23 protein-coding genes and 3 tRNA genes are annotated in these 25,105 nt (G+C 55.0%); 11 read left to right on the forward strand and 15 right to left on the reverse strand.

Annotation, left to right across the window (positions count from 1 at the left end):
- Positions 1-385: 385 nt before the first annotated feature.
- Genes KHQ23_RS23610 through KHQ23_RS23625 form a run of 4 tightly spaced genes read right to left on the reverse strand, consistent with a single transcriptional unit; the run spans position 386 to position 5,313 of the window.
- Entirely contained in the window at positions 386-1,402 is a 1,017-nt protein-coding gene (locus tag KHQ23_RS23610; protein ID WP_004177744.1) for a fimbrial protein, read from the reverse strand.
- Between the two features lie 23 nt (positions 1,403-1,425).
- A complete protein-coding gene (locus KHQ23_RS23615; protein WP_077273830.1) occupies positions 1,426-3,969 on the reverse strand; it encodes a fimbria/pilus outer membrane usher protein in 2,544 nt (847 codons plus the stop codon).
- A 35-nt stretch (positions 3,970-4,004) separates the two neighbouring features.
- Entirely contained in the window at positions 4,005-4,691 is a 687-nt protein-coding gene (locus KHQ23_RS23620) for a molecular chaperone (protein ID WP_211776889.1), read from the reverse strand.
- A gap of 58 nt (positions 4,692-4,749) precedes the next feature.
- Positions 4,750-5,313, reverse strand: coding sequence for a fimbrial protein (locus tag KHQ23_RS23625; protein ID WP_004177738.1), 564 nt, complete (start codon positions 5,311-5,313; stop codon positions 4,750-4,752).
- Between the two features lie 480 nt (positions 5,314-5,793).
- Between KHQ23_RS23625 and KHQ23_RS23630 the strand changes: the two genes are divergently transcribed.
- Positions 5,794-6,438, forward strand: coding sequence for a winged helix-turn-helix domain-containing protein (locus KHQ23_RS23630; RefSeq protein ID WP_032434375.1), 645 nt, complete (start codon positions 5,794-5,796; stop codon positions 6,436-6,438).
- Between the two features lie 121 nt (positions 6,439-6,559).
- Here the strand turns inward: KHQ23_RS23630 and epmB are convergent, their stop codons facing one another.
- On the reverse strand, positions 6,560-7,588 hold the full coding sequence (gene epmB, locus KHQ23_RS23635) for an EF-P beta-lysylation protein EpmB (RefSeq protein ID WP_032434373.1): 1,029 nt from the start codon (positions 7,586-7,588) through the stop codon (positions 6,560-6,562).
- Between the two features lie 41 nt (positions 7,589-7,629).
- Here epmB and efp point away from each other — a divergent pair, with 41 nt between their 5' ends.
- The 4 genes from efp (at position 7,630) to sugE (ending at position 9,168) form a co-directional block, all read left to right on the forward strand.
- Entirely contained in the window at positions 7,630-8,196 is a 567-nt protein-coding gene (gene efp / locus KHQ23_RS23640) for an elongation factor P (RefSeq protein ID WP_002885506.1), read from the forward strand.
- A 73-nt stretch (positions 8,197-8,269) separates the two neighbouring features.
- Entirely contained in the window at positions 8,270-8,401 is a 132-nt protein-coding gene (locus tag KHQ23_RS23645) for an entericidin A/B family lipoprotein (protein WP_002885511.1), read from the forward strand.
- A 159-nt stretch (positions 8,402-8,560) separates the two neighbouring features.
- Positions 8,561-8,707, forward strand: coding sequence for a lipoprotein toxin entericidin B (ecnB, locus tag KHQ23_RS23650; protein WP_002885518.1), 147 nt, complete (start codon positions 8,561-8,563; stop codon positions 8,705-8,707).
- Positions 8,708-8,850: 143 nt separating this feature from the next.
- Entirely contained in the window at positions 8,851-9,168 is a 318-nt protein-coding gene (gene sugE, locus KHQ23_RS23655) for a quaternary ammonium compound efflux SMR transporter SugE (RefSeq protein WP_002885521.1), read from the forward strand.
- On the opposite strand, the gene KHQ23_RS23660 is transcribed toward sugE, so the two are convergent.
- The 5 genes from KHQ23_RS23660 to frdA all read right to left on the reverse strand — a co-directional run bounded on the left by KHQ23_RS23660 (position 9,165) and on the right by frdA (position 13,105).
- Positions 9,165-9,698: a lipocalin family protein gene (locus KHQ23_RS23660; RefSeq protein ID WP_032435456.1), complete on the reverse strand. Its 534-nt coding sequence runs from the start codon at positions 9,696-9,698 to the stop codon at positions 9,165-9,167. The two genes, sugE and KHQ23_RS23660, sit on opposite strands and share 4 nt — an antisense overlap.
- A 113-nt stretch (positions 9,699-9,811) precedes the next feature.
- Entirely contained in the window at positions 9,812-10,171 is a 360-nt protein-coding gene (frdD, locus tag KHQ23_RS23665; RefSeq protein WP_032435457.1) for a fumarate reductase subunit FrdD, read from the reverse strand.
- A 10-nt stretch (positions 10,172-10,181) separates the two neighbouring features.
- Entirely contained in the window at positions 10,182-10,577 is a 396-nt protein-coding gene (gene frdC, locus KHQ23_RS23670) for a fumarate reductase subunit FrdC (RefSeq protein ID WP_002885530.1), read from the reverse strand.
- A 10-nt stretch (positions 10,578-10,587) separates the two neighbouring features.
- Positions 10,588-11,322, reverse strand: a complete 735-nt coding sequence (gene frdB, locus KHQ23_RS23675; protein ID WP_004177729.1) for a fumarate reductase iron-sulfur protein — start codon at positions 11,320-11,322, stop codon at positions 10,588-10,590.
- On the reverse strand, positions 11,315-13,105 hold the full coding sequence (gene frdA / locus KHQ23_RS23680; protein ID WP_004177727.1) for a fumarate reductase (quinol) flavoprotein subunit: 1,791 nt from the start codon (positions 13,103-13,105) through the stop codon (positions 11,315-11,317). Before frdA ends, frdB begins: the two co-directional genes overlap by 8 nt.
- Before the next feature lie 275 nt (positions 13,106-13,380).
- Between frdA and epmA the strand changes: the two genes are divergently transcribed.
- Positions 13,381-14,358, forward strand: a complete 978-nt coding sequence (epmA, locus tag KHQ23_RS23685; RefSeq protein ID WP_004146714.1) for an elongation factor P--(R)-beta-lysine ligase — start codon at positions 13,381-13,383, stop codon at positions 14,356-14,358.
- 182 nt (positions 14,359-14,540) lie between these two features.
- A complete protein-coding gene (gene yjeM / locus KHQ23_RS23690; protein WP_073553700.1) occupies positions 14,541-16,043 on the forward strand; it encodes a glutamate/gamma-aminobutyrate family transporter YjeM in 1,503 nt (500 codons plus the stop codon).
- Between the two features lie 37 nt (positions 16,044-16,080).
- On the opposite strand, the gene mscM is transcribed toward yjeM, so the two are convergent.
- The 3 genes from mscM to rsgA form a co-directional block, all read right to left on the reverse strand.
- A complete protein-coding gene (gene mscM, locus KHQ23_RS23695; RefSeq protein WP_211776888.1) occupies positions 16,081-19,410 on the reverse strand; it encodes a miniconductance mechanosensitive channel MscM in 3,330 nt (1,109 codons plus the stop codon).
- A 23-nt stretch (positions 19,411-19,433) separates the two neighbouring features.
- Positions 19,434-20,396, reverse strand: a complete 963-nt coding sequence (asd, locus tag KHQ23_RS23700; RefSeq protein ID WP_002885536.1) for an archaetidylserine decarboxylase — start codon at positions 20,394-20,396, stop codon at positions 19,434-19,436.
- A 160-nt stretch (positions 20,397-20,556) separates the two neighbouring features.
- Positions 20,557-21,618, reverse strand: a complete 1,062-nt coding sequence (gene rsgA / locus KHQ23_RS23705; protein WP_002885537.1) for a small ribosomal subunit biogenesis GTPase RsgA — start codon at positions 21,616-21,618, stop codon at positions 20,557-20,559.
- Positions 21,619-21,712: 94 nt separating this feature from the next.
- Between rsgA and orn the strand changes: the two genes are divergently transcribed.
- The gene (orn, locus tag KHQ23_RS23710; RefSeq protein ID WP_002885538.1) at positions 21,713-22,258 is read left to right on the forward strand and encodes an oligoribonuclease; all 546 of its coding nucleotides are present in this window, start codon (positions 21,713-21,715) and stop codon (positions 22,256-22,258) included.
- A gap of 43 nt (positions 22,259-22,301) precedes the next feature.
- On the opposite strand, the gene KHQ23_RS23715 is transcribed toward orn, so the two are convergent.
- Entirely contained in the window at positions 22,302-23,033 is a 732-nt protein-coding gene (locus KHQ23_RS23715) for a transporter substrate-binding domain-containing protein (protein WP_004177719.1), read from the reverse strand.
- A 294-nt stretch (positions 23,034-23,327) separates the two neighbouring features.
- On the opposite strand from KHQ23_RS23715, the gene KHQ23_RS23720 reads away from it, so the two are divergent.
- From KHQ23_RS23720 to KHQ23_RS23730, 3 genes are all read left to right on the forward strand, one after another.
- Positions 23,328-23,403: transfer RNA gene (locus KHQ23_RS23720), tRNA-Gly, on the forward strand.
- 68 nt (positions 23,404-23,471) lie between these two features.
- Positions 23,472-23,547, forward strand: a tRNA-Gly gene (locus KHQ23_RS23725).
- Between the two features lie 72 nt (positions 23,548-23,619).
- A tRNA-Gly gene (locus tag KHQ23_RS23730) sits at positions 23,620-23,695 on the forward strand.
- A 270-nt stretch (positions 23,696-23,965) separates the two neighbouring features.
- On the opposite strand, the gene queG is transcribed toward KHQ23_RS23730, so the two are convergent.
- The gene (gene queG / locus KHQ23_RS23735; protein WP_032435463.1) at positions 23,966-25,105 is read right to left on the reverse strand and encodes a tRNA epoxyqueuosine(34) reductase QueG; all 1,140 of its coding nucleotides are present in this window, start codon (positions 25,103-25,105) and stop codon (positions 23,966-23,968) included.

Raw genomic sequence — 25,105 nt, forward strand, 5'->3', positions numbered from 1 at the left:
ATCAGTAAATTGGAGTCATTACCCCATTTCAAATACAGTTAATTGGTGCATGATTAGTCCTTTAACTAAAATTAAAATTATATATTCATTCCAGACCAGAATTTGGTCCGCAGAAAAGATAGTCGTTGCTGTAGTATGAATCAACTCAACTAAATATGAATTGTTGATGAAATTAGAGGTTAATAGTGAATCAAATCTAAACTATTTATAGGTTCATAAAACAGTAACTAATTCAGCAGGTGGTGGCACGCAGCTATTATCGATGTGCTGCAGATATATTGATTTATTCTTGCATTCATATATGACATTTTTTTGGTTGTTGACATAAAAATAAAAAAGGTGGATATCATTATCCACCTTTTGTAGGGGTATGGAGGTTATACTTTTACTCTTCCTGTATGACAACTTCAAGCATAGCTTTTACATGACCGGAAGAGACTTCAGCGCTATTGTCACTCATGCGATAATAGTCGGCGGTGAAGGTAAAGTTTTGTGATGCCTGTGCCTTGGCGAAGCTATAAGTTTCGGCGTCGTAAAATATTATAGGCTTGTTGTCAATTTTGAAGATAACGCCAACGTTATTTGCGGCTTCGGTTCCAGTTATCATGTTATCGATGATCCCATCCCCGGCAGAACTGGTGCCATTAACAGGGTTAAACCAGTAGTAAAGCTTGTTGCCAACTGAACCTTGTGGGCAAGTCACATCCATTTTGATAGTTTTTTGTGATGGAGTTGTACCTCCTCGAGAAATGGACATTAATGTGTTTTTTTCAATTTTATTCAGGGTGATTTGGCTAGGCCCTGATACTGAAATATCGCAAGAGGTATCTTTATATGAAATAGTCTTGAACTTCAGGGTTGCTGTTAACAAAAGGCGGTCAGCTGCCCTTGGGTTGGTGCTTAAGTTACCTGCTGAGAATTTAAATACCGGGTTTGTACTGGTGCCGGATGTATCGATGACCTGCTTTGTTTTAATTAACCATACCGTCATAAATTTATAATCTTCATTCGATTCTAAAATAGGTACGATTGTAGATTGAGCAACAGCAGGATTAATAGAACCATTTTTGCTGCTCAGAAGATCTGAAAACTGAAAGCCAATTCCATCTATGCCGGTTTCATAGACTGGTTTGCCCCTTATACCCGTGACGCCGGTAACTTCCGGTGCTGTTGATTCAACAATATACTGGTCTCCCATTATTTTGCTGCACTCAAATGTTTTATAATGTCCGGTACCGACTTTTTTAGTATAGAGGACTGTACCCACCGGAATTGTTGGGTCTGTTGCGATTTTAGGACTTATGTTAAACATTGCTTGTCCAGCGGAACCAGAATAATCGCATTTGGCAATTACCTCGCTACAACAGCATAGTAGGGATAAAAAAAGAAGTATTTTTCTCATTCTTTATTGTTCCTTGGTCAATATTAGCGACAAACCGTTTCGATTTGACTGATGCCAGACGCTTTGCCTTCCCTGGCTGGTAAAGTAAATGAAGCGTTACATTGCTGCGCTGCGCTTTTGCCCCACTGGACGTTAAGGATCCCGGTCTCTTGCAGGCCGGACATATAGACCATCCCGGCGTCGCTGACGATACTTGGCTGCGATTTGCTGTCGCCGGCGAGCAGAACCATTGCGCCATAAGGCACGTCCTGGCCGCTGGCGGTTTTCAGATGCACAAAGGCCCGCTGGCCGATATTGCCGTCATAATTAGCACGCACGATGGCACCACGGGTCGGCACGACGCTTTGCGTAGTTTCTGGAAGCTCCATATCTTCACCCAGTGAAGTGCTGTCAAGGGTGATGTCGGTACGACGGTAAGGTGTAACGTACGGGACGATAGCGTAACCGCGATAGTCGGTGGAGATGGTGTTATCGTTGGTCAACTTGACGTTATCCAGGCCCGGCGCTTTAACCAGCACGGCGGCGTCAGTGATGTCCTGGCCAAGTGTAATGCCATCGGCATGAGCGACGATGCTGCCGTTGGCGCCGTAGTCAATACGTTGGCTGTTATTGTCATAGCTATAGCCGGCATTAAGGCTGCCGCGGGCACCGTTATAGGTCCCACGCATATCGCCGCTGTAATATTCCCGGTTGCTGTACCCTTGCTGCAGGCTCCATTCCAGGCTGTCGTTATCTAGCCCGACGCCACCAATGGAGACCGACTGATCGGTAGATCCCGGATTGCTGTTGGTTAATTGATAGCTGGTATAGGTACCCGGCAGCCAGTTGCTCAGCGGTAGCGTCACCGTCAGGGTGATGCGCTGATCGTCCTGGGCATCCTTACCTGAGTTATTTCCGCTCCAGGTGTAGCGGTTATAGCTGTAGCCCAGATAGTAGTTCACATTACGGAAACCGCCGTTGTAACCTACGCTAATTGACTTGTTGGTTCGCTTATCGTCCCAGTAATCTTCAATCAACCCGCTTATCGACAGGCTACCGAGGCCTTTACCCAGGCTTTGGTTAACCGTCAGGTTGGTGCGATTGCGCAGTGAGCGAGAGGTATAATTACCGTCATTAGAGTAGCTATCCAGCACCTCCGAGAGGGTATTAAAGCCGCGGGTGGAATAGCGGTAGCCCGCGATGGTGACATTGGTGCCAGTTTCGACAATGTTTTTACCATAACGGACCCGCCAGGACTGTCCTGAGGTCTTTTCATCGTCTTTCTTTTTCGACCATGCCTGGGTGACGTCTGCCGAGGCGGCGCCAAGCTCGCCCAGGTTATAGCCGAGGCCCGTCGACAGCGCCTGGTAGCGCGAGGCCGCCTGCATACCGCCATAAAGCGTCAGGCTGCTGGAGACGCCATAGGTCGCGGTGGCCTGAGTAAATGGCGTTTCATCGACTCCACCATCGTAAGGACGATATTTACCGGAAGTAATCTCATACTCCAGTTGATTTTCACGCACCATGACCGGTAGGGTGGCGAACGGCACAACAAATTCTTGCTTGGATCCGTCGGACTCTTCCACGCTGACGTAAAGGTCGCCGCTACCGCCGCTCGGGTACATATCGGTGATTTCAAATGCCCCGGGTGCCACGTAGGTCTGGTAAACCTGGTAGCCGTTCTGTTTAATGACGACGCGGGCGTTGGTTTTGGCGATACCGCGAATAATCGGCGCATAGCCGCGCATACTTTCCGGCAACATCGTGGTATCGGTGGCCAGCTGAATACCGGTAAACGGCACGCTGTCGAAGATGGTTGAGAGCGATGAACTTTCGACCATCACCAGGTTACTGTTGATCGAGCGAATACTTCGCTGCATATAGAGATAGGCGGAGTCCCAGTCCCCGGCATCGCTATTGTTTTTATTCCATGTGCTGAGGTTGCGGATACGCCATGGGCCAACGTTGAGGCCAGACTGCAGGTTCAAGCTGTAGTATTCATCATTGGCCTGCATGTCGTTCGAGCCGCTGAACTGGTAGTTCACCAGCAGGGCGTTGATGCCATCATCAAACTGATCCGGTGGGATATATCCCTGCGCGGTGGTGGATAAGGCCGCCTGCGGAATAGAAATATTTAAGCGCTGGGCGGTAAAGTCAAAATCCGCTTTGGTGTCCGGAATGACAGAAAAGTTTGCACAGCCGTTTTGATCCTCGGCTAACTCTGGAAAGGATTTTATCCTTACGCCATATTCCGCGAGAGCTTTTAGACTCAGGCAGGGAACCAGAGCGGGTTCGCGGTTATCGCTGCTGGCGCGATTGTTGGCGACAAACTTTATCGTCCTGGTATCCAGGTAGCGGCCATTAAACATGATATCGACCCGATAATCCCCCGGCGCCTGCGCGTTCTGGGTCTGAAATACGGATAAGTCAGGAGTGGTTGATGGATCGCTACCATTCAATGAGCTAATGAATGAGGGATCGAAAAAGTCACGTGCTTGCGCTTTATTATTCAAACCAGAAAGCAATGCCGGAAGCATTGCAAAGAAGATGGTGGATAGTTTGAATAATCCATTATTCTTATTTGGCATAGACACATCCCTATAATGATAAAATAAATTTCTTATTACAGCGATGAGGAGTAGAGCGACCCAGCTCCGCCATAATCATTGACAACTTTCCAGGTAATGCTGGAGGCATTAATATTTTCTTTTAACGTCACTTCTTTAGTCGTCATCGGGGCGACCGAGTTGACTTCCGGCTTCACTTCTTTGCTGCCAATCTGGATGCTATGGAAATAGAAGAAAAAGGGCGTTGGATTTTTGATCGTCAGCTTAGTGCCAGACTTTCGCCATTCGAGCTTTTTCGCTTCCGTATTAGGGGAGAGGTCGAAAAGTGCTTTAGGACGATAGACCAGACGCATACGGTGACGGACTGCTAGTTGAATGGTGTTGTTATTCGCTTTGGCATCATCTGCCGGAGGAATCGCCATCACGTTAAAATAGTACATGGATTCCCGGTCGGTCGGCGCATTAACGTTTCCGTTAGAAAACAGACGAACCGTATTCTGTTGTTTCCCTTCAAGGCGGAACAGCGGCGGCGTGGCCATAAAAGAGGGCGCTTTTCCTGCCGGCGTTTCAACCCAGGATTTAATCAGATAGGGAATATCATCTTTATTTTCTATTTGCGCGGTGATTTCACGTGCGCCTTCTTTATACAGATAGCGGGTGGATCCCACTACAATACCGGCATGGGCAATACTGCTGAGGAGTAATGCACAGGAAGCGGTGAAAGTTAATAAAGTCCTGAACATGTTTTTTCTCTGAATGCAAAAAAGGGCCCGCCGTGAAGCGGGGCCCTTTGGGGAAAAATTAGATGGTGTAATCGATAGTAAAGGTCGCAACACCTTTAACCGGGCCTTCGGTGACCGGAGTAGCAGAGTTCACTTTTACATAACCAGTGGTGTACTTCAGCTGAGTACCGGTAGTAGCAGAGTAGCTTTCGGTCATGGTGTCAGAACCGTCGAAGGCTACGCGATGTGAATCGCTGAGACGCTGGATACCGATACCGATACCGGTAGCGCCGCCAGCTGCGGTGTTGTCCAGGATGGTTTTATCGCTGGAGGTGACACCGGCAACGTTTACAGTCAGGCCGGTAACCGGGTTAGCGCTGCCCTGTGCGCAGTCAGTAACTTTAAAACCGAAGTCCTGAGTTTTGAACAGAGTACCTGCAGCTTCAGCATTTGCTTCCGCAGTGGTCACAGTGATCAGCTGAACGATACCGTTGTTCAGGGTACCAGTCGGAGTCACGACGCAAGAGTTAGCTGCATCAGAGACTTCACCCAGTACAGTTACCTGAGCGGTGTTGGTTGCCATTGCCTGAGCACTCAGCACTGCAGATGCAGCGACCATTACAGCTACGATTGTCTTTTTCATTTAATTAATCCATATATAGATACTTAGTCCTGTGTAGAGTTGATAACAGTTATCAAGGGAATGGAGTATGCATTCGCATTGATATTGAAAATAAGCGCCAGCATTCCTTTATATAGTGCTGAGACAAATCATCCTGTTGAACAACGCTACCATATCGCTTGCCATAGCGAACCATGGAGAAGCGGGAGTAATTTAAAAGTCTGGTGCAAAAAATGCTTGTGAATTATTGATGAAGCACCCGTGAATTTAATGCTGCCCCCCTCTCTGATGAGATGTGGATTCCAGTTGAGATTAATTTAATCTGAAAATGTGACCATTAAGCAAGTTAGCTATCGCTTGTTTTTTTATCTGCGGTATCCTGTGGGCTGAACTTCAATGTGAAATGTACCTGTTTCCATCTGAAACAAGAATGTTCACATAATCGTTTGGTTGAAATCATTTGATTTTATTATGGATAATAGGGTTACGTGGGGCAAGGATATGGATGACGCAGTATTATTTAATGGGTGTATAATTAATCAGGAGATTATATTTAATGCCAATATGAATGAGCTGCGGCCGCTTGCCGGGGACGGGGAGTGCATCAGCCTCAATGCGCCAACCGCCAGATGCTTGCTGCTGCTTTTGCAGAATTGCGGCAAAGTCATTTCACGGGATGAGTTCCTGGCGGCTGTATGGGAAACACGGGGGGTGGTCGTTTCGCAAAATACGTTCTATCAAAATATCTCTTTGCTGCGAAAATCGCTGGTAAAAGCTGGGCTATCTGAGGATATCATTATCACCGTCCGGCAAAAAGGCTTTAGCGTCGCTCCGAATACATTGGTCATTCCTCTCTCTGATGAAGAGTGCAAGAATATGAATCGGGTGACATTAACGCATTATCAGAATAATAAAGTTGTCGACTTTATTTCTGAAGAAAAGGAAAAGTCTGACACTCATTTAAATCTTCCACTAATAGAAAACTCATCAAAGCATGGCAGTGATTTGATGGCAAATAAACCGGAAGAAGGTGAAAAAGCATCTGAGCGGTTGCATGTTACTTTTAAAATACCCGTATGGTTAATCGCGCTAATTGTCGTGATGATTGTAATTAATATTATTGTGTTGGTCGTGCTAAACCGGTAGCTCGTCACAGCCAGGGGTTATAGCGCGGTGCGATAGTCATTTGCTGGTCACCTTAACACCCGTCTGTCGAAATCTTCCTATCCGAAGGTCTGCCAGAACGTCCTGGCAGACCTTCAGTTTATTAACGCTGCTTCAGCCCTAAATCCAGCGGCGTCTTGCTGGGTTCCCCGCCAATCTCGCGCGCCAGCTTCGGCACCATATAGCCAGAGATGAGGGTCAATAGTTCGCGCATGATTTCACGGGCTTCATCATCGCTGACCATGAAGTGCGCCGCTCCCTGCACCCGATCCAGCACGTGCAGGTAGTAGGGCATTACCCCGGCGTCGAACAGCGCATTACTGAGGTCGGCCAGGGTTTGCGCGTTGTCGTTCACCCCGCGCAGTAGCACGCTCTGGTTGAGCAACGTGACGCCCGCCTGGCGCAGCATGGCCATCGCCGCGCGGAACTCATCGTCAATTTCATTCGCGTGATTGACGTGGTTAACCAGAATTACCTGCAGCGACGAACGCTGGAAGCGGCTGGTCAGCGTCTCGGTGATGCGTGCCGGGATCACAATCGGCAAGCGGCTGTGAATACGCAGGCGCTTAACGTGCGGAATGGCTTCCAGCTGGGTCATTAGCCAGTCGAGTTCATGATCCTTCGCCATCAGCGGATCACCGCCAGAGAAGATGATTTCATCGAGTTGTGGATGCGCCGCGATGTAGTCCATCGCCGTCTGCCAGTTGCGCCTGGTGCCCTGATTTTCGGCGTATGGGAAGTGGCGGCGGAAACAATAACGGCAATTGACTGCACAACCGCCTTTCACCAGCAGCAGGGCCCGGTTGCGATATTTGTGCAACAGACCGGGCACCACGCTGTGCTGTTCTTCCAGCGGATCGGTGGAGTAGCCGGGGGCGACGATAAATTCCTCCTCGGCGGTAAGTACCTGACGAAGCAGCGGATCGTTAGGGTTGCCTTTCTCCATGCGGGCGATAAACGCGCGCGGGACGCGCAGCGGGAACAGGCGTCTGGCCTCGCGTCCGGCCAGCAGTTTTTCATCAGCGTCTACATTTAAAAGACGCAGCAGTTCATCAGGACTGGTCACAACATTGGCAAGTTGCGTTATCCAATCTTCTCTGGATGGGGTATTTAGGGTTACAATATGCGCCATTTTGTGGCTTAGCTACCAGTTAAACAATTTCAGAGGGCCTTATGGCGACTTACTATAGCAACGATTTTCGTGCTGGTCTTAAAATCATGTTAGATGGCGAACCTTATGCGGTAGAAGCCAGCGAATTCGTTAAACCAGGTAAAGGCCAGGCGTTTGCGCGCGTTAAGCTGCGCCGTCTGCTGACCGGTACCCGCGTTGAGAAAACCTTCAAATCTACCGATTCCGCAGAAGGCGCGGACGTTGTCGATATGAACCTGACTTACCTGTACAACGATGGTGAGTTCTGGCACTTCATGAACAACGAAACCTTCGAGCAGCTGTCTGCTGACGCGAAAGCGATCGGTGACAACGCTAAATGGCTGCTGGATCAGGCTGAGTGCATCGTGACCCTGTGGAACGGCCAGCCGATCGCGGTCACCCCGCCGAACTTCGTTGAGCTGGAAATCATTGAAACCGATCCAGGCCTGAAAGGCGACACCGCGGGTACCGGCGGTAAACCGGCGACCCTGTCTACTGGCGCGGTGGTTAAAGTTCCGCTGTTCGTTCAGATTGGCGAAGTGATCAAAGTGGATACTCGCTCTGGCGAATATGTATCCCGCGTGAAGTAATTTCGCGTCATGATGACCGGCGTAGCCTCCGTGCTGCGCCGCTCTTTTCGTACAGGCACAACGAGCACGATACATGAAGCGCAGCGTAAAACTCCTGGTGTTACTCTTTCTGAGCAGCGCGCTGTTGGCTGGCTGCAATACCGCCCGCGGTGTGGGTGAAGATATTCAGGGCCTGGGCCACGCTATCTCTCACGCTGTGAGCTGAATTTCCCTGCCGTTTCGTTAATGGCGCTTGCCTCCCGGTATGTCAGCCTCCTCCACGCATACTCCTTTTCTCTTAAAAATCGCAAAGATCCCTTCATCTTTGGACGGTTTGTCTATGCTTATAGGGCATGAAAACAAAACTGACACTAAGGATGACATTATGGTGAAAAAAACGATTGCAGCGTTCTTTACGGTTTTGGTCCTCTCTTCAGCACTGACCGCTTGTAACACCACGCGCGGTGTCGGTGAGGATATTTCAGACGGCGGCAACGCAATCTCTGGCGCGGCAACCAAAGCTCAGCAATAAACGCCGTCAACGGTACGGTTTAGCGCCGTACCGTTCTTCACTTCTCTCATTCCGTTGGATATACTCACCACGACTTTTCATCCACCTTACGGGACGACCCGTAAGCGTTTCTCATCCGGGGACGGCCCCAGCAAAGGAGCCTTATGTCCTGGATAGTCTTGTTTATCGCTGGCCTGCTGGAAGTGGTGTGGGCCGTCGGCCTGAAATATACCCATGGCTTTAGCCGCCTGGTTCCCAGCGTTATCACCATCGTGGCGATGGTGGCCAGCATGGCGCTGCTCTCATGGGCGATGAAAACCCTACCGGTAGGTACCGCCTACGCCGTCTGGACCGGGATCGGCGCCGTGGGGGCCGCCGTGACCGGTATTGTGCTGTTAGGGGAATCCGCCAGCGCCATGCGTATCGCCAGCCTTGTCTGTATCGTGATCGGCATCATTGGCCTGAAGATCAGCGCGCACTAATCATAGCGCTGATTGACCCAGACCAGTTTGCCGACATCAAAGCCCTGTCGGGTGGCAATGTCCAGCATCTGCTGCCTGACCTCCGGGGCGATGGTCGGCGCCCGGGCCAGCAGCCAGAGATAGTCGCGATCGGGGCCGCAGACCAGCGCGTAACGATACTCCTTATCCAGAGCAATGACGTTATAGCTGCCGTAGAAAGGGCCGAAGAAGGAAATCTTCAGCGCGGCGCGGCTGGGCTCCCCGGTAAAGTACGCTACCCCGTCCGTTTTCTGCCACATGCCGCGGTCGGGGTTATAACCTTTATTCACCACATCCAGACCGCCGTCATCACGTGGGTGCCAGGCGATCGTGACTTTTTCCAGCCCGCTTTCAAAAGGGTGGTCAAAGCGGGCGATTTCATACCAGGTACCCAGATAGCGCTGAACGTCGAAGGGACTGACCACGTTGACGCCCGGCGGCGGGGTGGGCGTGCTGCAGGCGACAGACAGGAACGAGACGGCAATCGCGGTAATTATCGGCAGGATACGCATGGCATGCTCCTTGCTGGCTTTTAAGCTAAGTGTAGAGTCCAGCAGGGAAAAGGCGGCAAGATTTTTCTATGAAGCGAGCCCGGTAGCAGAAATGCGACCGGGCTCTTGCAGGATCAGATAAACAGTACGCCAACGAGGGTGATGACGCTGAGGATTGCCGCCAGGCCGTAGAAGACCCATTTACCGTTTGGCACATGGATTTTCAGATCGTGCATGGCGTGGTGAATACGATGCAACCCACACCACAGCGGCAGGACAATCATCAGAAAGATGAACGCGCGGCCGATAAAGCTTTGGGCAAAAGCCAGCACACGCTCATAGCTGAAGGCGTCGGCCGGGGCAAGCCCCAGCGGCAGCAGGATGCCGACCAGCAGCACTATCACCGGCGCGACGATCGCGCCCCACATGCCGCCTGCGCCAAACAGCCCCCAGAATACGGGTTCATCGGAACGTTTCGGATTGGGATTAATCATCTCAGCCTCCTTACCAGAACAGGGCGACAAACAGGATCACCACGGTGACCACCGCCGTCACCACCCAGAGCCCTTTAATGACCGGCTCTGGCCCCATTTTTTCGCCTTTGATGATGACGTTGGCGGCTTTCGGCGCCAGCTCAAACCAGGTTTTGGTGTGCAGCAGCGCCGCCGCCAGAGTAATCAGGTTGAGGATTACCACCACCGGGTTTTGCAGGAATCCGATATATCCCGCCCAGCTCTCGGCGCCGTGCTTGAGGGCAAACAGCCCATAAATCAGCACAATGCTAAACCATACCGTCGGTACCGCCGTGCCTTCCCGTACCATGTAGAAGCGATAAAACGGCAGCTTTTTCCACCAGGTGGAGGTCATTGGTCGCACGTAGGGTTTGCGTTTCGTCGTCATAATGCACTCCTTAGCGTGGTTTCAGGGTGGCGATAAGAAAGTCTTTCGAGCTTTCCACCTTGCCCTGCTGGATCGCGGCCGCCGGGTCGACGTGCTTCGGACACACTTCCGAGCAGTAGCCAACGAAAGTACAGGTCCAGACGCCATTCTGGCCGTTAAGCTGCGCCATGCGTTCCTTTTTACCGTGGTCGCGGCTGTCTTCGTTATAGCGGTGGGCGAGGGTGATCGCCGCCGGGCCGATAAATTCCGGGTTCAGGCCGAACTGTGGACAGGCGGCATAGCACAGCCCGCAGTTGATGCAGCCGGAAAACTGATGGTATTTCGCCATCTGGGCCGGGGTCTGCTTGTTTGGCCCCTGGTCAGGCGTGCGGTTATTGCCGATGATATACGGCTTAATGGCTTCCAGGCTTTCGATAAAGTGGGTCATGTCCACCACCAGATCGCGCTCGATCGGGAAGTTGGCCAATGCCTCCACCTTGATGCCTTTGGTGTAATCGCGCAGGAAGGTTTTGCAGGCCAGCTTCGGCACCTTGTTGACCATCATGCCGCAGGAACCGCAGATTGCCATTCGGCAGGACCAGCGGTAGCTCAGGTCTGGCGCCAGGTTGTCTTTGATGTAGCCCAGCGCGTCCAGCAGCGAGGTCTGTTCATCGTAAGGCACGTCATAGAACGCGCTGTGCGGTGCGGTGTCGACCTCCGGATTGTAGCGCACCACTTCGACTTTCAGGTTTTTCATCTCAGCCATGGGTGGTCTCCTTCTTCTCAGCCGCGTCCGCTTCTGCGCCATAGACACGTTTTGCCGGCGGCAGCGTGGTGATCTTCACATCGCCATATTCCAGACGGGTAGTGCCATCGGCCTCGCGGAAGGCGAGAGTGTGCTTGAGGAAGTTGACGTCGTCGCGTTCGGTACAGCCTTCATCCAGACGCTGGTGCGCCCCGCGCGATTCTTTACGGGCGATGGCCGAGTGCGCCATACATTCGGCAACGTTTAAACCGTGCCCCAGCTCAATGGTGTAAAGCAGATCGGTATTGAACACGCTGGAATTATCGGTAATGCGCACGCGCTTAAAGCGCTCCTGCAGTTCAGCCAGCTTGTCGATCGTTTTCTGCATCAGCTCCGGCGTGCGGTAGATGCCGCAGCCTTCCTCCATCGACAGCCCCATTTCATCGCGAATTTTCGCCCAGTTTTCGTTACCTTCCTGGTTGACGAGATCTTTCAGGCGCTGCTCCACATCGGCAGCCTGCGCATCGAGGGCGGCGCCGTTTGCCTCGCCCGCCTGAGCGGCGCGCTGCATGGCCTGCTCCCCGGCAAGGCGGCCGAAGACCACCAGCTCGGCCAGCGAGTTGGAGCCCAGACGGTTGGCGCCATGTAAGCCAACGGACGAGCATTCGCCCACGGCAAACAGCCCTTTGATTCGGGTTTCGCACTGCTGATCGGTTTCAATACCGCCCATGGTGTAGTGCGCGGTCGGGCGCACCGGGATCGGCTCTTTCACCGGATCGACGCCGACGTAGGCTTTCGCCAGTTCACAGATAAACGGCAGACGCTCCAGCAGTTTTTTCTCGCCGAGGTGGCGGAGATCGAGGTAGACCACGTCGCCGCGCGGCGTCGGGATGGTGTTCCCTTTCCGCCACTCGTGCCAGAAGGCCTGGGACACTTTGTCGCGTGGGCCCAGCTCCATATATTTATTCTTCGGTTCGCCGAGCGGGGTTTCCGGGCCCATGCCGTAATCCTGCAGATAGCGGTAGCCGTTTTTGTTGACCAGAATCCCGCCTTCGCCGCGGCAGCCTTCGGTCATCAGGATCCCGGAGCCCGGCAGGCCGGTCGGGTGATACTGAACGAATTCCATGTCGCGCAGCGGCACGCCATGGCCCAGGGCCATCCCCATCCCGTCACCGGTGACGATGCCGCCGTTGGTGTTGTAGCGGTAGACGCGCCCGGCGCCGCCGGTAGCCAGCACCACGGCGTTAGCGCGGATCTGCACCAGGGTGCCTTCCATCATATTCATCGCCACCAGGCCGCGGGCCTGCCCGTCATCGACCAGCAGGTCAAGGACGAAATGTTCGTCAAAGCGCTGAATTTGGGGAAACTGAAGGGAGGTCTGGAAGAGGGTATGCAGCATGTGGAAGCCGGTTTTGTCGGCGGCAAACCAGGTGCGTTCGATTTTCATGCCACCGAAGCGCCGGACGTTGACGCTGCCGTCGGGGCGGCGGCTCCATGGGCATCCCCACTGCTCCAGTTGGGTCATTTCCGTCGGGCAGTGATGAACAAAATAGTCGACGACATCCTGCTCGCACAGCCAGTCGCCTCCCGCGACGGTGTCGTGAAAATGGTACTCAAAGCTATCGTGATCCTGGGCAACGGCTGCGGACCCCCCTTCTGCAGCGACCGTATGGCTGCGCATCGGATAGACTTTAGAAATCAGGGCGATTTTAGCGTTGGGGTTGGCCTGAGCGGCGGCGATAGCGGCACGAAGGCCTGCCCCGCCGGCGCCAATTACGGCGAGATCGGCTTGAAAAGTTTGCACGACATTCCTCCAGTTTTAGTGTATTTCGCCGCCGGGCTGGCGAAAAAGTATCACTGCTCCTTTATAGGTACAGGAGTATAGCCTTAGGGTCAGTATGGAAAATTGACGTGTTCGATTTTTTTATCGATATGTGCGGTTATTTATCAGTGGTATTTATGCGTCAGGGTTAACGATAGATTAATGGCATGTAGTCTGCCGGAGATTGCACAAAATTTGTTTCACTCGCCGGTTGCGAGTAGACTTCGTGCCCTTAATTTGCAATCGGAGAAAGTACCATGAGCGAGACGGCAACCTGGCAGCCGAGCGCACCCATTCCCAATCTGTTGAAGCGCGCGGCGGTGATGGCGGAAATCCGCCGTTTCTTTACCGATCGCGGCGTGCTGGAGGTGGAGACGCCTTGCATGAGTCAGGCGACGGTAACGGATATTCATTTGTTCCCGTTCGAAACCCGTTTCGTCGGCCCGGGCCATTCTCAGGGGCTTAACCTGTACCTGATGACCAGTCCGGAATACCACATGAAGCGCCTGCTGGCGGCGGGTTGCGGCCCGGTCTTCCAGCTGTGCCGCAGCTTCCGTAATGAAGAGATGGGGCGTCATCACAATCCGGAATTCACCATGCTGGAGTGGTATCGTCCATGCTATGACATGTATCGCCTGATCAATGAGGTGGACGATCTGCTGCAGCAGGTGCTGGAGTGCCAACCGGCGGAAAGTCTCTCCTATCAGCAGGCGTTTCAGCGCCATCTGGAAATTGACCCGCTCTCTGCCGATAAAGCACAGCTGCGTGAAGTCGCAGCGAAGCTGGATCTGAGCAATATCGCCGATACTGAAGAAGATCGCGATACCCTGCTGCAGCTGCTGTTCACCATGGGCGTGGAGCCGCACATCGGCAAAGATCGACCAACGTTCATTTATCATTTCCCGGCGACTCAGGCCTCTTTAGCGCAGATCAGCCCGGAAGATCATCGGGTCGCTGAGCGCTTTGAGGTCTATTACAAAGGTATTGAGCTGGCGAACGGTTTCCACGAGCTGACCGACGCCCATGAACAGCGCCTGCGGTTTGAGCAGGATAACCGCAAACGCGCCGCGCGCGGCCTTCCGCAGCAGCCCATCGATAACAACCTGCTGGCGGCGCTGGAGGCGGGTCTGCCGGACTGCTCCGGCGTGGCGCTGGGCGTTGACCGCGTGGTCATGCTGGCGCTGGGCGCTGAAAGCATCGGCGAAGTGATCGCCTTTACGGTAGACCGCGCCTGATCGCTTTTTCACCTCCCTCCGCCGGCGGGTGGGGGAGGTGAAAGACGACTCTGAACCTGACACCCTCGCCCCGGCTTTAGCCCGAATACCCACAATTTCCCTCCGTGATTTTGCTACTATCCGCGCTCTTTTTATGAGGCCAGGCGTCGCTCGTCGGGCGATGCCCACGTTTGGATAGATTTATGCATCAACAACTCAAGAAGATGAGCCTGATCGGGCTGATTCTGATGATCTTCACCTCGGTGTTTGGCTTTGCCAACAGCCCATCGGCGTTTTATCTGATGGGCTATAGCGCGATGCCGTTTTACCTTTTTTCCGCCCTCTTTTTCTTTATCCCGTTCGCGCTGATGATGGCGGAGATGGGCTCAGCTTATCGTCGCGAAGAGGGCGGGATCTATTCCTGGATGAACCACAGCGTCGGGCCGCGCTTTGCCTTCATTGGTACCTTTATGTGGTTTGCCTCGTACGTAGTGTGGATGGTGAGTACCGCCGCTAAGATCTGGGTCCCGCTCTCTACTTTTTTGTTTGGCACGGACAAAACCCAGACCTGGGCGCTGGGTAGCCTGACGCCGACGCAGACGGTCGGTATTCTGGCGGCCTGCTGGATGGTCGTGGTGACCTTTATTGCCGTCAAAGGGATCAATAAAATCGCTAAAATTACCGCCGTCGGCGGTATCGCGGTGATGGGGCTTAACCTGGTGCTGCTGCTGGTGAGCGGGGCGATCCTTCTGCTTTACGGCGGTCATTTCGCCCAGCCGTTAAACTTCACCCTTTCGCCTAATCCCGGGTATCAGTCGGGCATGGCGATGCTGTCGTTTGTGGTATTTGCCATCTTTGCCTATGGCGGAATTGAGGCGGTTGGCGGCTTAGTGGATAAGACCGATAAGCCGGAAAAGAACTTTGCCAAAGGTATTATCATCGCGGCGATCGTTATCTCGATCGGTTACTCGCTGGCGATTGTGCTGTGGGGCGTGAGCGCCAACTGGCAGCAGGTGCTTGGCGCGCGTTCGACCAACCTCGGCAACATCACCTATGTGCTGATGACCAGCCTCGGGGCGACGCTGGGCCAGGCCCTGCACCTGACCCCTGCGGCGTCAGCCCTGACCGGGGTCTGGTTCGCCCGTATTACCGGCCTGTCGATGTTTCTCGCCTACACCGGCGCGTTCTTCACCCTCAGCTATTCTCCCCTGAAAGCGATTATCCAGGGCACGCCAAAAGCGCTCTGGCCGTCGGTGATGACCCGTCTCAACGTCAACGGAATGCCCGCCGCGGCGATGTGGCTGCAGTGTCTGCTGGTCAGGGTGTTTATCGTACTGGTATCGTTCGGTGGGGATAGCGCTTCCGCGTTTTATAACAAGCTGACGCTGATGGCCAATGTCTCTATGACCTTGCCTTATCTGTTCCTGACCATCGCCTTCCCGTTCTTCAAGGCGAAAACCCATCTTGACCGGCCGTTCGTGATCTTCAAAAACCGTCCGTCGACGCTGCTGGCGACCGGCGTGGTGCTGCTGGTGGTGACCTTCGCCAATATCTTCACCATTATCCAACCCGTCATCGACAGCGGGGACTGGAACAGTACCCTGTGGATGGTGGGTGGACCGATCTTCTTCTCACTGCTGGCGCTGGGGATCTACGAAAGCTACCGTCGGCGCATGGCGTCCGGCGCGCTGGTGATGGAGAGTTAAAGAGCCTGCCCGGCGGTGCCGCCGGGCAGGGGATGGTTTACAGGCTACCAGCCGTACGGCGGCTGGTTTTTCCGGCCGAGGTCATGGTTTTACTGCTTTGCCTGCCGTCAATACTTTCCAGACGCATCTGGAACGGAGGGAACGGCATATCAATGCCATGCTCGCGGAAGCCCGCCAGGATCAGCTGATGCATCTCATGGCGCAGCGGCATGCGGTGCCCCATCTCCGCGGCAAAAATACGTAGCTCGAAAATCTGGATCCCCTGCTGCAGGTCGACGAGAAACGCCTCCGGCGCCGGGGTATCGATGACCAGCGAGCAGCGATGCGCCGCGGCGATGAGAATTTTCGTCACCTCTTCGGTATCGGCGTCCACAGGCGCCGGCACCGTCAGCACCACGCGGGTAACCGAGTCCGACAGCGACCAGTTGATAAACTGTTCGGTAATGAACGCCTTGTTCGGCACGATAATCTCTTTTCGGTCCCAGTCGCTGATGGTGGTCGCACGGGTATTAATGCGGGTGACGCTGCCCGTCAGGTCGCGAATGGTGACCGTATCGCCGATGCGGATCGGCTTCTCAAACAGGATAATCAGGCCGGAGATAAAGTTGGCGAAGATCTCCTGCAGGCCAAACCCGAGACCCACACCCAGCGCGGCGACCAGCCACTGCAGCTTCGACCACTCAATACCGATCATTGAGAAGCCCACCAGCCCGCCGACCAGCATCAGCAGATACTTAGTGATGGTGGTGATGGCGTAGCCGGTGCCGGGGGTTAAATCGAGATGCTGGAGGATCGCCAGTTCCAGCAGCGCGGGCAGGTTGCGTACCAGCTGAGTGGTGATGATCAGCACCAGAATGGCAATCAACACCGCGCCAAGCGTAATAGGCTCAAGGCTTTCCACCCCTTGTACCGTCGAGGTCACGTCCCACAGCGAGATATTCTCAAGGAAGCCAAACGCCGAGTGAATCTCCGACCACAGCACGATGACCGATAGCAGCGCGATCAGCATCAGCAGGGAGCGCACAAGCCGCAGCGACTGGGTACTGATGGCATCGAGGTCGACCTCGCTGACCTCCGTCTCCACCGACCCTTCCGGGCTGCTGACGTGAACGGGCTCATCTTCGCCGCGGGCGCGCTGAGCGAGAATTTCCGCGCGACGATGGCGGGCCCGGTCGAAGGCCAGCCGGCGGCGCTGGATCAGCATCCAGCGGCGGATGATGTGATAGACCACCAGCAGCAGGAACCAGATGGCGACCGAGGTTTCCAGACGCGCAAGCAGCGCCTGGGCGGTGGCGAGGTAGCCGACGGCGGCCGCCAGCATGGCCACCAGCGGGGCGCCAAGCATCAGGTTCCACAGCAGGCGGTTCACCATATTGTCGCCATTCCCCTCTTTATCCAGATAGAGCGGAATACCGGCGTGCTTAAGGCTCAGGGTGACCACCGCCAGCGCGCCGCAGATCAGCAGGAAGCACAGGCGGCCCAGCGAAGCGGAGAATTCGCGGTCGTTAAGATTATCGAACATGATCAGCGCCATAATCAGCGGCACAATCAGCCCGATGCTCATCAGGTAGTAGCGCATCGCCTTCGCCACGCGGCTACGCGGCCAGCCGAAGTGGGCGATAAACAGCCCGTTTGGCCGGGCGAAGGTGGCGCAGATCATCACCACCCACAGCAGAGGCACCGTCGCGGTGACTCCATCGCCAATCGCCACCGCCAGCGGGAACGGCCAGGCGGACTGCAGACCATAGCCGAGCGTCATCCACAGCACCGGCAGCGGCGAGGCCACCAGTATCGACCAGAAGACCGTGCGCAGCGTCAGCCAGAAGTGATCCTGAGTGACTTTCCCCACCCGGGCGCTGGAGCGCTCGAGAAAGCGGGTGAAATGGCGCCGCGAGCTGATGCTAAAGCCAACCAGCAGCAGGGCGGCAAACAGCGGCAGCAGGGTCTCTTTGCTGGTAAGCATCATCGCGCTGGCTTTACCCAGTTCGCTGATGGTATCCAGGGAGATCAGGCGCCGCAGATCCTGGACGATCTCCAGCGGCCAGGAGAAGCCGATGGGGCTGACGTCCGAAGTCCAGAACAGATAGCGGTGGGCGGCTTCGTTGATCTCTTTCAGCGCGTCTTCCAGCTGGCCGTTGGCGACCTTCAGCTTGGTGAGCTCCAGCATCAGGGTATCGCCGCCGCGCAGCAGCGAGTTCAGCAGCTCGTTCTGCGTGCGCAGCTGCGCCTGCAGGATCTTGTTCTGCTCGCTGGTCAGCGGTTCGCCGTCGGCCTGGCGGATCTGCCGCAGCTGCGGCTGCTTACTCAGCAAATCTTCAAAGCGCAGACGCTGCACGCGCAGCTGCGCCATTTCCGTATCCAGCTGCTGCGGGCGAGGGCGCTCCGGCAGCCGCGCCACCTGGGCGCGCAGGGCTTCGCCCAGCAGATTGGAGGAGCCCAGCCACTGCGACTGCTCGCGCAGGGTGTTTAACGCCTGGCGCACCTGCAGCGTTTGATTCGTCGCCTGCCGCTGCTGGGACGCCACCAGATCCATGCGCTGCGCCTGCTGGTTCAGCGCCTGGGAGAGCTCACGGTTGACCTTAAACTGGGCGGTGATGTCCGGCGGCAGGTTTTCACTGTTCTCCGCCAGCAGTTCGGTACTCTCCAGCGCCTTTTCCGCCTCCCGCTGGCGCTGGCTGTTTTGCAGATTGCGCAGCGCCTGCAGATAGGCATCCAGCTGCTCGCTCTGTTTTTGCGCCAGCTCGGAACGGGCGCGCGACAGCTCCTGGCGGTTGTTGGCGGAGAGCTGGGCGAGGTCGAGTTCATCCACCAGCGCCTTCAGACGCGCTGATTCCGCCTGCAGGGCAAGATTTTGCGCCTGGGCGAGAGCATTGTTGCCGGTTTGCGTGCCGATGCGGCGCTCAACCTCATTGAGCTGACGACGGGCATCGGTTTGCTGCTGCGGCAGCTGGTTCAGGGAGTCGGCGATTTCACGCGCGCGATCCTGCTCCTGCTGCGCCTGGCGGCTCGATTCCAGCAGTTGGCTGCTGACCTGCAGGATCTCCTGGTTCAGCGCATCGGCGGTCAGGCCGGTTGGCACCTGGCGCGGCTCTTCGCTCAGATTATTGAGCTGGGCACGCAGGCTTTGAAACAGTTTGGGGAAATTGTCGATAACGTCCTGATACTGACGGGCGCGCTCGAGGGATGATTTTCGCTCCTCAAGCGCGTTCAGCGCGGACTGCAGAACTTCAACGGTTTCAGGCTGGGCGGGCTTTGCCGCCTTCGCCTGTTCCAGTTCCTGGGTTATCTGTTTAGCATCCGGGGCTGTCGCAGCGTACGCCCCGAAACTGAGGCTCAAGGCCAACAGGAAAGTGTATATCAGGCGCACGGCATAACCCTTTTGCTGAAGAATTAACCTTGGTCTTGTTTATCGTCAACCAGCGGGCTGGCGCGGTGTTCGGCGCGGATCTCTTCTTCCGGTAACGGCGCGGGTTCAGCGGCGGCGGTCGCTTCCACTGCTGTCGCCAGCGGTTGGCCGATCTTGGTCACGGACAGGCTTTGCAGCGTGTCGACCAGCTTCACCTGGCCCGGAGCAAACAGGTTGATCACGGTGGAACCCAGTTTGAAGCGGCCCATCTCCTGGCCTTTCAGCAAGGCGATGGAGCCTTCGTTGTCGCCAGCGGGCCAGGTCCAGCGTTTAATAATGCCTTCGCGCGGCGGGGTCACGGTGCCGGACCACACGGTCTCGATGCTGCCGACGATAGTTGCGCCCACCAGAATTTGCGCCATCGGGCCAAACTCAGTATCAAACAGGCAGATGACGCGCTCGTTACGGGCGAACAGGTTCGGGACGTTCTGCGCCGTCAAGTGGTTAACAGAGAACAGGTCGCCAGGAACGTAGATCATTTCGCGCAGGATGCCGTTGCACGGCATGTGTACGCGGTGATAGTCGCGCGGCGACAGGTAGGTGGTGGCGAAGCTGCCGTTACGGAACAGGTCGGCCATCTGATAGTTGCCGGCCAGCAAGGCTTCCAGACTGTAGTCATGACCTTTAGCCTGCAGGATTTTATCGTTCTCAATGGCGCCAAGCTGGCTGATCACGCCATCGGCCGGCATCACCAGCACGTTTGGATCGGTATTCAGCGGGCGAACGTCGTCGCGCAGCGGGCGCACGAAGAAATCGTTGAAGGTGCGATAAGCCGCGGTATCCGGCTTCTGCGCCTCTTTCATATCGACCTTGTAGTATTTCACGAACAGATCGATGACCAGCTTCGTCAGCCAACCTGCGCGTTTGCTCGCACCCCAGCCTGCGAGGCGGGTGAGCCACAGTTTAGGCAGAATGTATTGCAGTGAAAGTTTAAGATCGTTTAACAAAGTAGCCTCCAGGCCATGATATGTCGTTCCTGACCCCGCCTGCGGGCGGGGACCTGAAAAAAGGGGACGATTCTATACGTAAAACTCGCCAAATGGCATCCGCGTAAGCTGCGTCATCATCGCTGCCCGGCAGCGCCTGACGTGATGCTCAGCTTAATGATCAGTCATCGGACGAGGAAAAGTTTTTACGCGTTTTTACCTGTACCTGCGCCATGCTTTCCAGGATGCGGTGGTAGTTCTCAAAACGGCTTTCGGCGATCTTGCCGTTCTCTACCGCTTCGCGAAGCGCACAGCCAGGATCGGTATCGTGTTTACAGTCGCGATATTTGCAACGGCCTAAATAATCATGGAATTCGACAAAGCCGTTGGTGATTTGTTCCGCTTCCAGATGCCACAGGCCGAACTCACGTACCCCCGGTGAATCAATCACATCGCCGCCGTGCGGGAAGTGGTAGAGGCGTGCAGCGGTGGTGGTGTGTTGACCTAAGCCGGAAACGTCCGAGACATCATTGGTGAGGATCTGATCCTCGCTCAACCCGAGCAGGGCGTTCAGCAGGCTCGATTTACCGACCCCGGACTGCCCGGCGAAGATACTGATGCGGTCGGTCAGGGCCGCTTCCAGCGGCTTAAGGCCGTCCTGAGTCCGACTGGAAACCAGCAGCACGCGGTAACCGATGTTGCGGTAGATATCCATTTGCTCATTGACGAAGCGCAGACCATCATCATCCAGCAGATCGATTTTATTCAGCACAATGAGCGGCTCGATATCCTGCGCTTCGCAGGCCACCAGATAGCGATCGATAATATTCAGCGACAGCTCAGGCAGGATCGCGGAAACCACCACGATCTGGTCGATATTGGCGGCGATAGGCTTCACGCCGTCGTAAAAATCCGGACGCGTCAGGACGGAGGCGCGATCGTGCACCGCCTCGACGATCCCTTTGACGCTTACGCCGTCGGCGGCGTCTTTACCCGGCCGCCAGACCACGCGGTCGCCGGTGACCAGCGAGCGGATCGTCCGGCGGATATTGCAGCGATGCACGCTGCCGTCAGCGGATTCGACGTCGGCATGCATACCAAAGCGACTGATGACAATGCCTTCCGACGTTTCGCCAAACAGGTTGTCATCGTAGTCGGCCTTCTCCGCAGTGGTTTTCAGACGGCGCTGGTGGTTGGCTTTGACGCGGCGCTGCTGGCCTTTGGAGAGTTTATTTTTACTCAATCGAACTGGCTCCTGGTCGCCCTGATGGGGCAAAACCTCTATGATACACGCTATTTTAGATGAATATAGTCACGCGAGAAGGGTGGAAAATAGCATGAGTGCAAATGAAAACAACCTCATTTGGATCGATCTTGAGATGACAGGGCTGGATCCGGAGCGCGATCGCATTATCGAAATCGCCACCCTGGTGACCGATGCCAACCTGAACATTCTGGCTGAGGGCCCGACCATCGCGGTGCATCAGTCGGACGCTCAGCTGGCATTAATGGACGAGTGGAATGTGCGGACGCATACCGGCAGCGGTCTGGTGGATCGCGTAAAGGCCAGCACCGTCAGCGAGCACGATGCCGAACTGGCGACCATTGAGTTTCTTAAGCAGTGGGTGCCGGCGGGCAAGTCGCCGATCTGCGGCAACAGTATCGGCCAGGATCGTCGCTTCCTGTTTAAGTACATGCCGCAACTGGAAGCCTATTTCCACTATCGCTACCTGGACGTTAGCACGCTGAAAGAGCTGGCGCGCCGCTGGAAGCCGGAAATTCTCGACGGTTTTAAAAAGCAGGGCACTCATCAGGCGATGGACGATATCCGCGAGTCGGTCGCCGAGCTGGCTTACTACCGCGAACACTTCATTAAGCTGTAAACCGCGACCGGGCCCTGTGCGCGGCCCGGTACACTTTTCTGCGTTATTTAAACCACTTCTGCTGCATCTGCTGGAAGTCAGGTGTCGCCATGACCGCGGCCAGGGCATCGTTGATGGCGTTCAGCAGCTCCGGATCGTCTTTGCGCACCGCAATCGCATACTGCTTACCGTAATAAGCCGGGTCGGTGGCCCGTTCATCCATGATGGCGTAGTCAGGGTTCTCCTGCTGCCAGGCGTCGAGGGTGGCGAAGTCGCCCATGACGCCGGTTATTTGCCCGGCTTTCAGCGCGGCCAGGGCGCTGGCGACATCGTCGTAAGGGACAGCCTGTACGGCTTTCTGTTTATCACGCAGGTAGCGCTGATGCAGCGTGCCTTTCACCACGCCGACTTTTTTAGCCTTCAGATCGGCAAAGGTATGGGCGACATCTTTGTTGACGATCACTACCCCGGAGAGCGCCTGGCGATAGGGTCGGCTGAAGGCGACCTGCTTCTCACGCATCGGGATCACTTCCATGCCGGCAATCACCGCGTCAAATTTCTTAAAGCGTAAAGCCGGGATCAGGGTATCGAAACGCTGCGCCGTGAACTGGCACTGCGCCTGCATCTGCTGGCACAGGGCGTGCGCGAGATCGATATCGAAGCCAACGGGCTGATTTTTGCCGTTGGCGGTGACAAACGGTGGATTGGCCGTGGTGGTGCCAAAATGGAGCGTCTCGGCTGACGCGGTTCCGATGGCCAGCGTGCTCAGCAGCAGGACGGTGAGGACTTTTCTCATGCTAATTCCCTGTTTGGCGTCGGGGTGGCCTCGTTATACGTCGCGCCACCGCTGTATGATGCGAGCGATTTTGCGTCATTCAGCCGGGCGGAAAAAGCGATTTTGCCCGTTATGACGCTTATTTATACAATTCAGCGGCGTAGATGGCGAGAAAATGTCCATTTAAACAAAAAACGCAAAAAAGTGATCGTCAGGGGGTTGCAGGGGCATCGAATTCTCGTATAATGCGCCTCCCGTAACGACGCAGAAATGCAAATTACGACGCCATCGAAATATGGCAAAAAATGCAGTAACGCGGGAATAGCTCAGTTGGTAGAGCACGACCTTGCCAAGGTCGGGGTCGCGAGTTCGAGTCTCGTTTCCCGCTCCAAAATTTGAAAGCACCATCCTGATCAAAGGATTTCATCTCGCAGATGCGGGGCGAAAGCCGAAGATTAAGCGGGAATAGCTCAGTTGGTAGAGCACGACCTTGCCAAGGTCGGGGTCGCGAGTTCGAGTCTCGTTTCCCGCTCCAAAATTTGAAAGACACACCACACCAGTCGCAGTTTTCAGGTTGCTAGACGGTAGCTTGAATGACGATGATTAAGCGGGAATAGCTCAGTTGGTAGAGCACGACCTTGCCAAGGTCGGGGTCGCGAGTTCGAGTCTCGTTTCCCGCTCCAAATTTTCTTCCATCTCTTATTTATCCACAGTGCAATCCAGCGCCGGGGATGATTTTCGTTTGGTCTGCAGAAATACTGTGAACAGAGTTATCCACAGGTTGTCGTTCCGTCACTGGCGGCGCAAATGCTTCGCTTTGTAAATAGTATCTTTGTATGTAATTGAAATTTAAGAAATAAATTTCATTTCAAAATGTTAATCCGATCACTTGACCTTGGTCTGCGCCTTGAAACGCAATGTGTTTTAGATTTTATTCACAGCCTGTGAATGAATCAGGCGTCGCGCGGCAAGCCTTTCTCTACCACTCTGACCAGACGTAATTTTTTCGGCAGCTGTACTTCAACGGCGTCGGCGTTCCGCTTTTTCAGTTGCTGGGCAATCGCCCACTCAATGTGTTCGTCGAGAAGCGGGTGCTCGCCCCGGCGGCTCTCCAGGGCGCGAAGATGGGCTTCATCCCAGGGCGCATTGCCCAACGCGACGGCGATATTGCGCAGCCAGCGCAGGTGGCCAATGCGACGAATCGCCGACCCTTCGGTCACCTTCAGAAACCACGCTTCGCTCCAGGCGAACAGCTCCACCAGCGGCGGGGCATGCAGCGCTTTGCGTGGGCTGAAATCCTCTTCATCGGTGAGCTGTGAGAAACGGTTCCACGGGCAGATCAGCTGACAATCATCACAACCGTAAATACGGTTGCCGATAAGTGGACGGAACTCCTCGGGGATTGCACCTTCCAGTTCAATGGTGAGATAGGAGATGCAGCGCCGGGCGTCGACGGTATAGGGCTCAACGATGGCCCCGGTGGGACAGATGGTCATGCAGGCGACGCAGCGCCCACACTCCTCCGCGATCGGGCTGTCGACCGGCAGGGGCAGATCAATCAGCAGTTCGCCGAGGAAAAAGAACGATCCGGCGTCGCGGCTTAAGATAAGTGAGTGCTTACCTGTCCAGCCTAGGCCCGCTTTTTCTGCGATTGGCCGTTCCAGGATAGGCGCGGAATCGACAAAAGGTCTAAAATTGAGCGAAGCACACTGTTCCTGAATCTTCTCCCCCAGCTTTTTCAGGCGATTACGTAGCAGCTTATGATAATCGCGCCCGAGGGCATAACGGCTGACGTAACCCAGCGTGGGATCTTTCAGGGTGCGGGCAAAGGCGGCGTTAGCGGGCAGATAGTTCATCCGCACGCTGATGACGCGTAACGTACCGGGCAGCAGTTCGTGGGGACGGGCGCGCATCATACCGTGACGGGCCATCCATTCCATTTCGCCGTGGTATTGTTTATCCAGCCATGCCTGCAGTTTGGGTTCACTGGCGCTGAGGTCGATATCGGCGATCCCCACCTGCTGGAACCCAAGCTCTGTGCCCCATTGTTTGATTTGTTGCGCTAACTGAACGAGATCGAGGGGCTGTGACAT

The organism is Klebsiella sp. 64, from assembly GCF_018223915.1.
Lineage (GTDB): Bacteria > Pseudomonadota > Gammaproteobacteria > Enterobacterales > Enterobacteriaceae > Klebsiella > Klebsiella pneumoniae.

Coding starts and splice junctions, on each gene's coding strand:
- epmB (WP_032434373.1), bottom strand. CDS start 7,588: ATGGCGCATATTGTAACCCTAAATACCCCATCCAGAGAAGATTGGATA.
- efp (WP_002885506.1), top strand. CDS start 7,630: ATGGCGACTTACTATAGCAACGATTTTCGTGCTGGTCTTAAAATCATG.
- KHQ23_RS23660 (WP_032435456.1), bottom strand. CDS start 9,698: ATGCGTATCCTGCCGATAATTACCGCGATTGCCGTCTCGTTCCTGTCT.
- KHQ23_RS23620 (WP_211776889.1), bottom strand. CDS start 4,691: ATGTTCAGGACTTTATTAACTTTCACCGCTTCCTGTGCATTACTCCTC.
- yjeM (WP_073553700.1), top strand. CDS start 14,541: ATGCATCAACAACTCAAGAAGATGAGCCTGATCGGGCTGATTCTGATG.
- queG (WP_032435463.1), bottom strand. CDS start 25,105: ATGTCACAGCCCCTCGATCTCGTTCAGTTAGCGCAACAAATCAAACAA.
- frdC (WP_002885530.1), bottom strand. CDS start 10,577: ATGACGACGAAACGCAAACCCTACGTGCGACCAATGACCTCCACCTGG.
- KHQ23_RS23625 (WP_004177738.1), bottom strand. CDS start 5,313: ATGAAAAAGACAATCGTAGCTGTAATGGTCGCTGCATCTGCAGTGCTG.
- sugE (WP_002885521.1), top strand. CDS start 8,851: ATGTCCTGGATAGTCTTGTTTATCGCTGGCCTGCTGGAAGTGGTGTGG.
- epmA (WP_004146714.1), top strand. CDS start 13,381: ATGAGCGAGACGGCAACCTGGCAGCCGAGCGCACCCATTCCCAATCTG.
- KHQ23_RS23630 (WP_032434375.1), top strand. CDS start 5,794: ATGGATGACGCAGTATTATTTAATGGGTGTATAATTAATCAGGAGATT.
- ecnB (WP_002885518.1), top strand. CDS start 8,561: ATGGTGAAAAAAACGATTGCAGCGTTCTTTACGGTTTTGGTCCTCTCT.
- KHQ23_RS23615 (WP_077273830.1), bottom strand. CDS start 3,969: ATGCCAAATAAGAATAATGGATTATTCAAACTATCCACCATCTTCTTT.
- KHQ23_RS23715 (WP_004177719.1), bottom strand. CDS start 23,033: ATGAGAAAAGTCCTCACCGTCCTGCTGCTGAGCACGCTGGCCATCGGA.
- KHQ23_RS23645 (WP_002885511.1), top strand. CDS start 8,270: ATGAAGCGCAGCGTAAAACTCCTGGTGTTACTCTTTCTGAGCAGCGCG.
- frdB (WP_004177729.1), bottom strand. CDS start 11,322: ATGGCTGAGATGAAAAACCTGAAAGTCGAAGTGGTGCGCTACAATCCG.
- KHQ23_RS23610 (WP_004177744.1), bottom strand. CDS start 1,402: ATGAGAAAAATACTTCTTTTTTTATCCCTACTATGCTGTTGTAGCGAG.
- frdD (WP_032435457.1), bottom strand. CDS start 10,171: ATGATTAATCCCAATCCGAAACGTTCCGATGAACCCGTATTCTGGGGG.
- orn (WP_002885538.1), top strand. CDS start 21,713: ATGAGTGCAAATGAAAACAACCTCATTTGGATCGATCTTGAGATGACA.